Annotated in this window: 14 protein-coding genes; 1 reads left to right on the top strand and 13 read right to left on the bottom strand. The window is 40.6% G+C overall.

The genetic code is table 11. The features are described from left to right. Positions 1-248: 248 nt before the first annotated feature. Both flgL and flgK read right to left on the bottom strand, forming a co-directional pair. Positions 249-1,514 carry a flagellar hook-associated protein FlgL gene (gene flgL, locus GLP24_RS02400; protein ID WP_232615472.1) on the bottom strand — a complete coding sequence of 422 codons (1,266 nt, stop codon included), beginning with the start codon at positions 1,512-1,514 and terminating at the stop codon, positions 249-251. A gap of 12 nt (positions 1,515-1,526) precedes the next feature. Continuing rightward, positions 1,527-3,476: a flagellar hook-associated protein FlgK gene (gene flgK / locus GLP24_RS02395; RefSeq protein WP_232615471.1), complete on the bottom strand. Its 1,950-nt coding sequence runs from the start codon at positions 3,474-3,476 to the stop codon at positions 1,527-1,529. Between the two features lie 235 nt (positions 3,477-3,711). On the opposite strand from flgK, the gene GLP24_RS02390 reads away from it, so the two are divergent. After that, a complete protein-coding gene (locus GLP24_RS02390) occupies positions 3,712-3,897 on the top strand; it encodes a flagellar hook protein (RefSeq protein WP_101767290.1) in 186 nt (61 codons plus the stop codon). A 53-nt stretch (positions 3,898-3,950) separates the two neighbouring features. Here GLP24_RS02390 and flgJ read toward each other — a convergent pair whose 3' ends face one another. The 11 genes from flgJ to GLP24_RS02335 form a co-directional block, all read right to left on the bottom strand. Continuing rightward, the gene (gene flgJ / locus GLP24_RS02385) at positions 3,951-4,943 is read right to left on the bottom strand and encodes a flagellar assembly peptidoglycan hydrolase FlgJ (RefSeq protein ID WP_232615470.1); all 993 of its coding nucleotides are present in this window, start codon (positions 4,941-4,943) and stop codon (positions 3,951-3,953) included. A gap of 17 nt (positions 4,944-4,960) precedes the next feature. After that, positions 4,961-6,046 (bottom strand): flagellar basal body P-ring protein FlgI, encoded by a 1,086-nt coding sequence (locus GLP24_RS02380; protein ID WP_373322842.1) that lies wholly within the window; start codon positions 6,044-6,046, stop codon positions 4,961-4,963. A gap of 87 nt (positions 6,047-6,133) precedes the next feature. Beyond that, on the bottom strand, positions 6,134-6,856 hold the full coding sequence (locus tag GLP24_RS02375) for a flagellar basal body L-ring protein FlgH (protein WP_221942837.1): 723 nt from the start codon (positions 6,854-6,856) through the stop codon (positions 6,134-6,136). Between the two features lie 91 nt (positions 6,857-6,947). Continuing rightward, positions 6,948-7,736, bottom strand: coding sequence for a flagellar basal-body rod protein FlgG (gene flgG, locus GLP24_RS02370; RefSeq protein ID WP_101767293.1), 789 nt, complete (start codon positions 7,734-7,736; stop codon positions 6,948-6,950). A 19-nt stretch (positions 7,737-7,755) separates the two neighbouring features. Then, positions 7,756-8,505 carry a flagellar basal-body rod protein FlgF gene (gene flgF, locus GLP24_RS02365; protein ID WP_232598662.1) on the bottom strand — a complete coding sequence of 250 codons (750 nt, stop codon included), beginning with the start codon at positions 8,503-8,505 and terminating at the stop codon, positions 7,756-7,758. 161 nt (positions 8,506-8,666) lie between these two features. Continuing rightward, positions 8,667-10,052 carry a flagellar hook protein FlgE gene (flgE, locus tag GLP24_RS02360; RefSeq protein ID WP_101767295.1) on the bottom strand — a complete coding sequence of 462 codons (1,386 nt, stop codon included), beginning with the start codon at positions 10,050-10,052 and terminating at the stop codon, positions 8,667-8,669. Between the two features lie 8 nt (positions 10,053-10,060). Further along, positions 10,061-10,807, bottom strand: a complete 747-nt coding sequence (locus GLP24_RS02355; protein ID WP_101767296.1) for a flagellar hook assembly protein FlgD — start codon at positions 10,805-10,807, stop codon at positions 10,061-10,063. 17 nt (positions 10,808-10,824) lie between these two features. Beyond that, positions 10,825-11,238 carry a flagellar basal body rod protein FlgC gene (gene flgC, locus GLP24_RS02350; protein WP_101767297.1) on the bottom strand — a complete coding sequence of 138 codons (414 nt, stop codon included), beginning with the start codon at positions 11,236-11,238 and terminating at the stop codon, positions 10,825-10,827. Positions 11,239-11,241: 3 nt separating this feature from the next. Next, positions 11,242-11,637: a flagellar basal body rod protein FlgB gene (gene flgB / locus GLP24_RS02345; protein WP_101767298.1), complete on the bottom strand. Its 396-nt coding sequence runs from the start codon at positions 11,635-11,637 to the stop codon at positions 11,242-11,244. A gap of 200 nt (positions 11,638-11,837) precedes the next feature. Then, complete coding sequence (locus tag GLP24_RS02340; RefSeq protein ID WP_221942787.1) at positions 11,838-12,665, bottom strand: CheR family methyltransferase; 828 nt, start codon at positions 12,663-12,665, stop codon at positions 11,838-11,840. Between the two features lie 52 nt (positions 12,666-12,717). Then, positions 12,718-13,659, bottom strand: coding sequence for a chemotaxis protein CheV (locus GLP24_RS02335; RefSeq protein ID WP_221942788.1), 942 nt, complete (start codon positions 13,657-13,659; stop codon positions 12,718-12,720). Positions 13,660-13,664 lie beyond the last annotated feature (5 nt).

Here is a 13,664-nt window from a genome sequence, read left to right as displayed (position 1 = left end):
ATCTGTTGTGCTAAAGTTAACGGCACCGTTTTAAGAAGCTTTAGGATTATTTTTAGAATTTTAAATGTGGGGTTAATACAGGAATCACTCCCGCGTCATTCCCCACAGTACGGTTACGAAGGAGATAAGGGATATACTGTTAGTACGTTGTAGAATTAATATTTTGAATACCTATTAAAAGGCTTCACTGGCTTCTTTAAGGCTCAAGCACGCGTGAATAGATCACGGATAGCCCTCGCCCCTAAACCTTAAATATAATTAAACAATGACAATTGCTTGGTTTGCCCAAACGCTTGTTGCGAGGCTTGCAGCGCCATCATTTGTTGATTCATATCCATGATTGCTTTGCTGTAATCAAGATCTTCTAACCCACTTTGGGCCTGCTTTAAGGTCAACTCAAAATCAAGATGCTGCTCTTGTTGGCGATCAACCTGCTGCATGATGGTACCGACTTCTGAACGCTGTTGGTTCATATGCACAAAACCACTGTCGAGATCATCAATCACTCGTTGTAAGTTTGCTTCTGCCGCAGGGGATGAAGTTGGACGCTCTGCGTTATCAATCGCACTCTGAATTGAATCAAAAATATTGATGGTTTGGGCTGGCTTTAAGCTAATATTATCGCCACTGCTGATATCACCAAATTTTAAATTAAGAGTGGTGCTATCGGCAGCTACAGGATCTTTATAAACGATGCCTTGTTCTGAATCATAAGCTTGATTTGCAGCGACGACTTTGCCCCCAACGGTTAAGTTATATTGCATCTCTTTGGTTGTTGTACCATCCGCCGCTGCGACATCAACTTCATTGAAACTCACTTCAATAGCTTCAGCTGAACTAAAATCACTGGTAGTGGCAGAGAGTAAATGCAGTTTAGAACCATCAGTTAAGCCACCAGCAGTAGCGGTTTTATCACTAAATACTGGTCGAAAATCACCGTAATTATTAGGAACATCGGTAAATAATTGATCGCCGGGTAAACTGGTTTTTACGTTAACTGATTTATCTATTTGGGCATAACGCGACTGGCTATCACCGTGATAATCCATGCTGCCATCAGTGGATTCCATAAACGGCTTTGTATCCGATTGATTACCGGCAAACACATAGTTACCCGCTTCATCACGGCTATTAGCTAGTTCAAGTAAACCATCACGTAAGCTAATTAATTCATCTTTAAATGCAGTACGGTCGCTACTCGCCATTGCACCATTGATCATGCCGAGCACTTTTTGCTTAGTCGCACCAAGGTTGTCTTCAACCCCCGCAATCGCAGTTTCTATAGTCTGAAGACGATTATTTGCGAGAGTTATCGCACCGTTATATTGATCGATTTGAGTAAGCTGTTGGCGGTAATTTTGAATCGTCACTGATGACACCGGATCATCCCCTGCGGTTTCAACCCGTTTACCACTGGATAGTTGACCATTAGTTTGATTAAGCTCGCCTTGCTTACGCATTAAGTTGGAGGTCAGATTTTGGTACTGACTGGCGGTTGAGACGCGATTGATCATAACAACTCCTCGTTATACTGCGCGCATTAAGGTATCAAAGGTTTCTTTCGCCACCGACATAATCCGTGATGACGCCATATACGATTGTTGGAACTTCATTAAATTGGCCGCTTCTTCATCAAGATTGACGCCTGATAAATTAGACACTCGCTCTGAGGCTGAATCAAAATCAAGCTGATTCACTTCACTTAATTTATCGGCATTTTTTTTAAGCATACCAACATCAGTGGCTAAGCCTTCAAATAAATCAATCACACTTGATTTACCATTGGCCATGGTTTTTTGATGCTGCACTTGCTGCATCGCTAAGAAATTGCCATTACCACCTTGAGCATTTTTAACGCCCAATTCAATTTCAAAACTATCGTTAGCTTTTGCACCAGCAGATAAGGTCATAACGGGAATTGACGAAGTAGTGCCCGTTTTAAAAGCAATGGTTGCACCTTTCTCCGCAGAGTATTGATTATCGGCTAATTCAACATTGGTGTTAGTTTTTAAATCGGTAACGGTAACTTGATCGCCAGTGGCGTTTAACTGTAGTTGATACCGACCTGCGGCATTATCAGACACAGCAGTCGCTTTGGTGATGGTTGCCGAACCAAGATTAGATTCAGCCGCTATTGCTGTTAATTGACGGTGACCCGCCAGCCCTCGAGGATCAGTTATCGCTAAACTAATATCTGCCGCACCTCGACGCAAAGGTTGAATAATAGTGGTTTCCGTTTCACCAACCATTAACGTCGGGGGTTTATTAACGGTAATGTCTAAACCATCAACCTTCGCTTCAAATTTGCCTTTTGCATTCACTGTTAAGGCTGTTTTATTGCCTTGTTGATCAATAAGCGTATGGCTGGTCGCATCACTGACTAATTGATAATCACCGATTTTAAGCTGATTAATATCATCAATTTTAACGCTAATATCACTAGCACTACCAAACGGTTTAAGCGCCCGTTGTTGCATCGCATTAGGGCTATTAATATCATTGAACAACGCTTGCCCTTGCTGACCGTTAAGATCAACACCTTGCTGTTGAAGATCATTCATTTGCGACGCAAAGCCAATCGCCATTTGTCCGAGTTTATCCAAACTTTTATCAATAACATCATCACGCACTGTCAGCATCGCGCCTAAGCTGCCACCAATGGTGTCGCTTTTTATCGGTTTACTGTTATTGCCATTGATTAACGCGATTTGTTTATTGGCAATATCAGGATCGCCATCAATGAGTTTTAACTGTGAAGCACTCACGCCAGAGACTAAAGTATCCCCGCTACCAATTATTACCGTATTGGCTAAACTGCCTTTATCTGCCAAAACTGTCACTTGAGTATATTGGGCTAATTCATTAATCAGAGTACGTTGTTGATCAAACAAATCATTATTGCCATCGCTGCTAGGTTGTTGCTGCAAACTAGTATTCACTGCGGCAAGTTCTTGCCCTAATGTATTCACCCGATCTAAAGACACACTCAATTGCTGATTAACATCAGTGCGAATATTAGTCAGGGTTTCATGAGCATTATTTAAGTTAACCGCCGCTTGATTGGCATGTTCTAACACCGTTTGACGACTACCAAGATCGCTAGGATTATCAGCCAATGAGCGCACTGAATGATAAAAATCATTCATACTGTTAACGCTATTAACGGCACTTTTAGAGGTAAAATCATCTAACATTGCTAAGTGCTGTTGTTTAACATTAGCTTCTTTTAATTGAGTGGTGGAAAGCGTCAGTTCACGGGCAGCGAATTGGTCATAAGCACGACTAACATTATCAATATAAGCACCTGTGCCATAGTAACTATTACCGTTCCATTGCGCATCATCGGCTTTTTGTTCAACAACTTGACGACTATAACCAGGAGTATTAACGTTGGTTATATTATGACTTGCCACATCTAATTGTTTTTGAGATGTGCGTAAGCCACTCACACCAATTTGCATCAAATCTAACGCCATCGCTTGTTGCTCCCCACTAAAATTAAACCCATTATCGGCAACAATCGTGCGATAACGCTGCTGCTAACAAGCAAGATCTGAACCACTTTTAAATAAATTCTATTTATAACGTCATTGTTTAAATAAATACTGTTAATTGGCATTTATTTACTTATACTTTTGCCGTTGCTGCCGATATAAATAAAACACCCACAAAAGCAATGACAAAAAAGCCCTATAACAAAGGATATCGTTAATGAATATTTTACTTTCTGGATTAATTGGCTACGCAATAAAAGAAATCGTGGTGCCATTAATCACTGACAGCGACGACGATAAACAAGATAAAAAACAAGTCTCTGATAAGGAAGTAGATGGGGCGTTATTTGAGAGTAATGATCTAATTAAAATGGTTTCAAATTTAATTGATATTGTAGTGTGATAACTATTACTTCTTCCTGCTTTATTCTCCCTGCTATTGTTACACCTTTTAGGTCACAATAAACTTTGCACTTTTTTCATTACCGCTAATACTTTATTGCTGTAATTGGGATCAGTGGCATAACCTGCTTGATGAATTTCACGAATAAATTGTTGTGGTTGATGACTGTGCGTTAATGCTTTTGAATAACGAGGGTTATGTTGTAAAAAGCTCACAAAATCATCAAAACTGTGCTGATAAGAATCATAAGAACGAAATGCCTCCTGCTCTTGTACGGCAATACCATTATGAAATTCCAATGTCTTAGTGGCAACCTTTTGCCCCTGCCAACGTGGATCTGCTTTAATATTAAATAAATTATTGCTGCAACCAAGGGCATTATTAATCACCTTCTTCCCCCAGCCTGTTTCTAATGCTGCTTGCGCAATCAATAATGCGGGATCAGTACCTAATGTACGTGCCGCCTTTTGAGCGTAGGGCTTCATATAACTAACGAAATCTTCTGCAGAAGAAAAACTTGTCGGCTTTTCTGACTTAGTAGGCAAGATTTCTTCTGTAGCCTCAGGGGCTATCTTTAGTGATAACTGCGATTGAGGCAATGGTGGCAGTATTAATGATCTATCTTCCGTACGGGTTAATAGCGGTAAAGCGATCATATCGGCATTTATAGGACGAATAGAGAACGGTTGCGACTGTTGTTGTGGGTACAAATCAGTTGTTGGTTGATGCTGACTAATATCTTGCTGCTCGCCCCCTAACTGCTTAACAATCATATCTGCCAATCCGAGACTACCGGTAGTACTTAACTGAGATGACATTTGTTCATCATGCATCTGTTGATAAAATTTGCCGTTATTGCTGCTCATTAAATCAGATTCAAATGCACTGTTTGCGTCACGCATCGATTTAAATAACATCTGCGTAAAAATAGATTCAAATTGAACCGCGGCTTCACGTAAAGAGCCTTTTTTATCCTTACTAATGCCTGCCCGTAGGCGATCAAGGCTACTTAAATCATGAATAAAACCAGGCTCTATCTGTTTCATTGCCGTTCTCTTAAATATTAGATAATAATAAGCTGGCCTTCAATGGCACCTGCTTGTTTTAATGCTTGTAAAATAGCCATTAAATCTGATGGGGCCGCGCCAACCTGATTAACCGCTCTCACCAATTCATCCAATGTCACTCCGGGTTCAAATTTAAACATGCGTGCATCTGATTCATTAACGGTGATCTGAGAGTTAGGTACCACCACCGTATCGCCACCAGCAAAGGCATTGGGTTGACTCACTTGCGGATTCTCTTTAATTGATACCGTCATGCCACCATGAGTGATTGCTGCTGGACGTAATTTGACATGTTGCCCAATAACAATCGTGCCAGTACGTGAATTAACTATAATTTTTGCCGAACCTTCAGCGGGATCAAATTCTAAATTTTCTACCGTAGATAAGAAGGCGACTCGTTGACTGACATCACGCGGTGCACGGACACGAATTGAGGTTGCATCAACTGCAGCTGCCATTTGTGGCCCTAAAAATTGATTAATTGAATCGGACATCCGTTGCGCGGTGGTGAAATCAGACTCATATAAATTAAAGGTTAAGTAATCACCACGACCAAAAGGATTTGAGACTTCTTGCTCAACCATTGCACCATTAGTAATACGACCAACAGTAGGCGTATTGCCAACGACTTTAGAACCATCAGCCCCATCAGCACTAAAACCGCCCACGACTAAACTACCTTGTGCAATCGCATACACTTTACCGTCAAGTCCTTTTAGAAACGTTTGTAGTAATGTGCCACCACGTAAACTTTTCGCTGAACCAATGGAAGACACTGTGATATCAATGGTCTGTCCTTGCTTAGTAAACGCAGGTAAGGTGGCATTCACCGCAACTGCTGCAACATTTTTAGTCTTAGGTTTAGTTCCAACGGGTAATTGAATCCCAAAATTTTGCAACATCGCATTAAAAGTTTGCTCAGTGAAAGGGGTGGTCTCACCTGTTCCGGGTAAACCGACCACTAAGCCATAACCGACTAATTGGTTACTTCGCACGCCTGCAACCGCTGCAACATCTTTAATGCGTGCCGCCTGTGCTGTCGAGGCAAATAAAATGACAGCCAGTAAACATATTGTCGAAATTTTCAAGCAACTCTCCGAGACAAATTAAAACGATAAAGCAACCAACCTTATGCAAAGGCGATATGAATAATAAGATTAAAAATTCCATTAAAAAGCGACATTAAAAAAACGGGATAACCAATTTTGCTGCTGAACATCTTGGCGATCACCTGTACCTGAATATTGAATGCGCGCATTAGAAATACGGGTTGAGGCAATACTATTATCTTGGTCAATATCATCGGGACGGATATTGCCACTCACGCGAATATATTCCTCACCAGTATTAAGCAGTAGCCATTTTTCACCTCGAATCACTAAATTACCATTACTCAGCACATCAACAACTTCAACTGAAATAGAACCTTTAATGCTATTACTTTGATCAGCCGATGTTGACCCTTCAAAGGTATTATTATTTGCCATTGCATAAGATAGGGTGTAATCGCTTAAAGTAACAGGCTTACCCCCTAGTTCTATCGGCTTCATGTGAAGATCGGTTTTCTTATCAAGATCTGAACTGGCATTTTTCTTAGCTGTCATTTTTTCTTCAAGTAAAATCGTCACAATATCACCGATACCTCGCGGCTTAGTATCATCATATAAATCTTGTGCTTGATCTTGATTAAATAGCGATCCTGTTGCGGTAGCATAATGCTCAGGCTTATCTTGAGGGCGAACCGGATTCCATGCTGGATCGTTCATTTGAGCGTCATCACGACCACGTAAACGATCGATTAAACTCTTCGATTCAGTCTGCTTTCCTTCAACAGCATCAATATTAGTGGTCGCTTTTTTAATATCACTGCCCACAGCATCAGGCGTTGACATACAACCGCTTAAGCCACAAATAAGCGCAATAACGCCCCAGCGACAATAATAATTTTGGTGTACTTTCACAGCCATTCCTTTGCCAATAAAGTTATAGTTGCTGGTTAACGTAACTTAGCATTTGGTCAACAGTTGAAATCACTTTTGAGTTCATTTCATAGACCCGTTGCGCTTCAATCATATTCACTAACTCTTCAGTCACATTCACGTTTGACGTTTCAAGCATTGATTGACGAATAGAGCCAAAACCTTCTAAACCCGGCGTGCCTTCTTGAGGATCACCACTGGCTCCCGTTGATAAGAATAAATTCTGCCCAATAGGCTCTAAACCTGCGGGATTAATAAAATCAGTGGTAGTTAATTGACCGAGCACTTCGTTCTCTTGTTGATCACGAATACGTGCCGATACTTCACCATCAGTACCCACGGTAATACCCACCGCATTATCAGGCACTACAATTTCAGGCTGAACAGGATAACCGCTACCACTGGTAACTAAAATACCTTGATCATTAATGGTAAATTGACCATTACGGGTATAACCCATATTGCCATCCGGCAGTAACACTTGAAAAAAACCATCGCCTTCAATCATCATATCCATGGCGTTATTGGTGGTTTGGGTATTACCTTGAGTAAACACTTTTTGGGTCGCGACTACTTTGGCGCCCGCACCAAGCATTAAGCCACTCGGTAAGGTCGTATCTTGAGTCGATTTCCCCCCTGGCTGATTAATATTTTGATAAAATAAATCTTCAAAAACCGCGCGACTCTTCTTAAAGCCGATAGTTGATGCGTTAGCTAAATTGTTAGAAATAGTTGAAATATTAGCTTGTTGGGCATCTAAACCCGTTTTACTAACCCATAATGCTGGATGCATGCTGTTCGTCCTTTAATAATTAACTGATACGCATCAGTGAAGATGAGGATTTATCCATTTCTTCGGCTGTTTTCATTAACTTCACTTGCATTTCAAAATGACGCTGTAAGTCAATCATGCTAGTCATTTCAGCTACTGCATTAACATTACTGCCTTCAAGCATACCTTTCTCTAAGCTAACACTGGCATCCGCATCTAATGGGTCACGATTGCCAATTACTTTAAATAAACCATCGGTATCTTTAAATAAACTGCGATTATCAGGCTTTACTAATTTAATCCGATCAACCGTTACCATCGTATCTGGCGGTGCGCCCTTAGGTAATACTGAAACAGTACCATCATGACTAATTTCAATTTTATTAACAGGCAGAGGAATAAAAATAGGATTATCGTTACGCCCTAAAACAAGCTGACCATTGCTATTTTGAAGCATACCCATTTGATCAACTTTGAGATGGCCTGCACGGGTATAACCTTCTTGACCACCAATATCTTGGACAGCTAACCAACCATTGCCTTGTATCGCAACATCAAGATCGCGCCCAGTACTGATCACTGAACCTTGAGCAAAATCGTTACCTGTTCGTTCCGCCATGGTAAATACACGACTCGGCACCCCTTCACCAAACACCGGCATACTACGTGCTTGCTGTAAATCAGCACGAAAGCCTGTCGTGCTAACATTAGCAAGGTTATTGGCATGAACTCGCATACCTTGCATATCTTGTTTTGCCCCGCTCATCGCGAGAAACAGCGCCCGATCCATTTTTTTGACACTCCTCTATGCATTAACCGATTTAAAGCAAAAATTACGCCAAGATGTGGATAAAGAATAACAACTGATGAGAAATGAGAACTGGAGAAACAAAAACGCCACCAATAGCGGTGGCGTTGTTCAACTCACAACAATAATTAACGAATCTGAAATTAACGAATCTGAAGAATGTTTTGTTGAAGTTGATTATTAACATCCAATGCGCGTGAGCTGGCTTGGAAGTTACGCTGAGCACTGATCAAATCCACCAGTTCTTGGGTCATATCAATATTTGATTGCTCTAAGGCACCACTTTTTATTGCACCAAATGAACCTTGAGATGCATCACCCCAAACCACTTCACCTGATTCTTGAGTGGCATTCCACAGCGAACCACCCAGTTGCGTTAGCCCTTGTTCATTGGCAACTCGCGCCATTGCAACACGACCCACAACCAAATCTTTACCATTTGAATAAGACGCCATAATATTGCCATCAGGATCGATATCTACTTTCGATAAATATCCTGTTGAAGCACCATCAACATCTTGAAATTTGCGTACTTCAAACGCAGAAGCATACTGGGTTGGATCTTCATAATTCATAGTGATGGCTTGAGTACCATCAGCACCACCAACATCAATAGCCGCCTCTGCAAAACTTTCCATTTGAATATTTAGAGGTGTTCCTGAAATAGCAGCTTCAGGTGGTACTGCCGGTGTTCCTTTTAGTGGTTGTCCATTAGCATCAAACTTCATCATATAACCTAGATGACCATTTGAACCTGTCACTGAATACCCCGCTGGTAATGATCCTGCTTTAGCGTCTAATGCTTTTTCTTTACCATTATTATCAGTAACAGTTTGATAAACTTCCCATGAATTGGCATTGGTAGGAGTAGGAGTAACGGCATTAGGATCGTATTTAGCCACATAATAAGTGGTCATTTTATACGGCTTACCGAGTGAGTCATAAATCGTTGAGGAGGTAGAACGACTAAATGATTCTGGCTTACTAAAATCAAATGGCTGCGTTTTAGGTACAGTTTCTTTATTGGGTAGATTAAGTGACACCTTAATATTTTTAGATGCCGTTGGCTGCCCAAAAACGTCATCAATTTTCAATGACTTAGCCTCATAAGAAGCAATGGTATTTGAATCTTTGTTGACAGGATAGCCAAGTAAAAACTTTCCTTCCGCATTGACTAATTCATTTTCATTATTTAATTGAAACGCACCATTACGGGTTAAATTACTGTTCGATGCTTCATTTTTATTATTTGCAACCGCAAAAAAACCTGCGCCAGATACCCGTAAATCTAAGGGGTTATTGGTATAAATGCTTGAACCTTCATGAAACTGTTGTGCCACGGTTGAAGTTTGTACACCGCCACCGGTGGTCGTTTTAGCATTAGAGAAAATAGAATTAGAGTACACATCACCAAACTCTGCGCGTGACTCTTTAAAACCAAAGGTATTGGCGTTGGCAATATTATTACTGGTGGTATTTAAGTCCTTTTGTGCAGCACCCAAGCCACTTAATGCGATATTCATACTCATGAGTTCAATTATCCTTGTTGTGTACTAAGTGGTGCCGCTGATTGTGTACTTTTACCAATTTGTAAGACTTCAGCTAAATTGACAGGTTTCGTAACACCCGCCAGATTTAGCATCACTTTACCGTCACTATTACCCAGTAAAACACTGTTAACATTGGCATGAGTTAATACTTCAAATTGTTGACTCTCACCGCCTACATTTCCAGATACCGAGAAATTATATTTGCCTTGGGGCATCACATTACCAGCATCGTCTTTACCGTCCCATGCAAACGGGTGTTCCCCTGCGGATTTTGCGCCAAGAGTAACAGTCTTCACTAATACTCCTTGCTCATTTTCAACCCGCAGAATAGCGTTATCAACCCCTTGTTGCATGCGTACCATACCCGCCATTTCACCATCATTAGTTTTCAATGCCGACGCACTTGGAATAAGCACATCTTGCCCAACCAACGATGAAGCTTGCAGCGCTTGGTTTGATGTCATAGCACTATTGAGTGAACCGAATTGTTCATTCATTTTATTGATACCATCAACGGTAGCAAAAGATGCCATCTGGGCGATCATTTGATCATTACCTACAGGCTTAAACGGATCTTGTTGCGCTAACTGTTTAGTTAACAAAGATAAAAAATCGTTTTGTTTTAATTGATTAGTACCCGTTGTAGGTTGTTCTTTTGCAATCTTTTTATCTTGCATACCCTTTAACTGGTCAAGATAAGAAAGAGATTGCCCTGCGCCATTAATGGTTGTCATAACACAAGCTCCTTAGCTTATTTGCCCATCTGCAAGGTTTTCATCAACATTTGCTTACTTGCATCTGCCACTTGAACATTATTTTGATAAGAGCGTGATGCCGAGATCATATTGGCCATTTCTTCCATTACATTAACATTAGGTTTATAAATATAACCGGCACTGTTAGCCAATGGATGCTCAGGGTTATATTCCGCACTTAATGGCTCATTACTTTCAACAATCCCTTGCAGTTGCACTGGCACGCTAGCATCGCCTTGATAAACACTATCAAGCGCTGCCGCAAAAATAGGATAACGCGCTTTATAGGTTTCTTCTGCTGAACTACTAATACTATTGGCATTGGCTAAGTTACTAGAGGTGGTATTAAGTCGTACTGATTCTGCACTCATAGCAGAACCTGTAACATTGAATATATTAAATAAACTCATCCATTATTCCCCTTTCAATGCTTTAGTTAAATTCTTAAATTTAGACCCTAAAAAATCTAACGATGCTTGGTATTCAATACTGTTTTGCATAAACAAGTTTTGTTCTAATTGCGCATCAACGGTATTGCCATCGCCAGTATCAGGTTGAGTTGGCACTCGATATAGTTGCTCACCACTGGCGGCAGGAGAGGCAGTAATATGCCGCCGATTGGTACGACTAAGGCCAACGTTTGCCCCTGCAGTTGCCGATTGCAGGACGCGGCTAAAGTCGATATCTTTTGCCTTAAAGCCGGGAGTATTGACGTTAGCAAGGTTGCTCGCCAACGTTTCAGCACGTGTTGCACGTACGCCAACGGTATATTGATGAATACCTAATGCTTTATCAAAAGAGATCGACATGCTTTGCCTCTGCGTGAAATTCATTGTCACTATGACAACAACAGTAAAGCAAAGACAATGCCAAGATGGGAACGAGAGAGAAAAAGGTAGGGAAAGCAGGGAAAGCAGGGAAAGCAGGGAAAGAATATAGATATTGGAACAGGGTATCAAAACTCAAAACCTCGTCCCTCTTTCCTCGCCCCTTAATTTTGTTAATGAAATTATTTTAATTTGTAAATAATACCAGGATTACAACGCACCATTTCAAACCGATCACAGAGTCCCGTTAATGATTCTGAAGCGCCAAGAAATAAATAACCACCCGGATTTAAACTGGCCGCTAATTGATTTAGCACTTTTACTTTGGTTTCTGGTGAAAAGTAAATTAAAACATTTCGGCAAAATATCACATCAAATTTACCCAATAGAACGTAGCTGTCTTTTAAATTTTGAGTGCGGAAATTAACCAGTTGTTTTACGCGTTGATTAACTTGCATACCGCCACTGATATGCGCTTCAAAAAACATTCTTCGACGCTCAACCGATAAGCCGCGACTTAACGCAAGATTGTCATAAACCCCGTTGCGACACATATCAAGCATCGTTTGTGAAATATCTGTCGCAGTGATCTGAATGCTAGGTAATAACCCAGGTCGTTTCAATTGCTGCTCTAAAATAGTCATCGCCATTGAATACGACTCTTGCCCTGATGAACTTGCCGCTGACCAGATCTTTAATGGTCTTCTATTAGCTGCAAGCTCAGGCAATATTTTATCAGCCAACACAGTAAACGGATAACTATCGCGAAACCATAATGTTTCATTCGTTGTCATTGCATCGATTACTGCAACTCGTAATTCACGGTTTCGGCCTTTCAAGGTGTCTTGTAATAAATCGGATAAAGAAAGTAATCCAAACCGTTTAACCAAAGGACTTAAACGGCTTCGCACTAAATATTGCTTACTGTCTCCCAAAACGATGCCACACTGTGCTTCAAGAAAATGACAAAAGTCATAATAATCTTGATCATTTACCGTTAATGTTGTCATTAATCACTCTTTCTTATTTTTGTCATGTATTGCACGTCGACTATATTTATTATTAAGAGCTAACACTAACTGCTGTCACTGTGGTCATAGCATTTTTCACTGCACGTCCTAGCTCATCAGGATTAAATTTAGGAATAAAAGCATTAGCACCCACACGTTCAACCATCGCCTGATTAAATACCCCACTCAATGAAGTATGTAAAATAACATGCAGATCTTTTAACGCTGGATCATTACGAATAGCGGCAGTTAAGGTATAGCCATCCATTTCAGGCATCTCAATATCTGATATCACTAAGGCTAATTGTTGATAAATACTGCCATTTCCAGCCATCGATTGTAGTGTTCTAAGTGCTTCTTTACCGTCTTTGACACAAATACAATCACACCCTATTGATTCAATCGCACGTTGTACTTGTTTACGCGCCACCATTGAATCATCAGCAACTAATACGGTTTTTACTGTGGGTATAATCAGGCTAATTTCATCCAGTAATTCAATCGACAAACGAGTATCTACTGGAGAAATTTGATCTAGAATCTTTTCAACATCAAGAATTTCTACTAATTCATTATCAATTTCAGTGACTGCGGTGAGATAATTACTACGTCCAGCACCTTGTGGCGGTGGTAAAATAGCTTCCCAATTTATATTCACAATCCGCTCAACCGCTGAAACTAAAAAACCCTGCACCGAACGGTTAAACTCAGAAATAATAATAAAACAATTACTGATATCGTCGACCGGCCGACCGCCCGTTGCAAGACTCATATCTATCACTGAAATTGTCTGACCGCGAATATAAGCGATTCCTTTAACAAACGGATGTAAATTCGGCATCGATGTTAACTTAGGGCACTGTAAAACTTCTTTAACTTTAAAGACATTAATCCCATATCGCTGACGCCGATTAAGTCGGAAAGTAAGTAATTCTAATCGATTTTGCCCAACCAACTGTGTACGTTGATTGACGGAATCTAAAATGCCTGACATGTGAA

The sequence above is a fragment of the Photobacterium carnosum genome (assembly GCF_021236965.1).
Classification (GTDB): domain Bacteria; phylum Pseudomonadota; class Gammaproteobacteria; order Enterobacterales; family Vibrionaceae; genus Photobacterium; species Photobacterium carnosum.
Note: the sequence above shows the minus strand (reverse complement) of the source record. Positions and strands in the feature narration are given on the sequence as shown.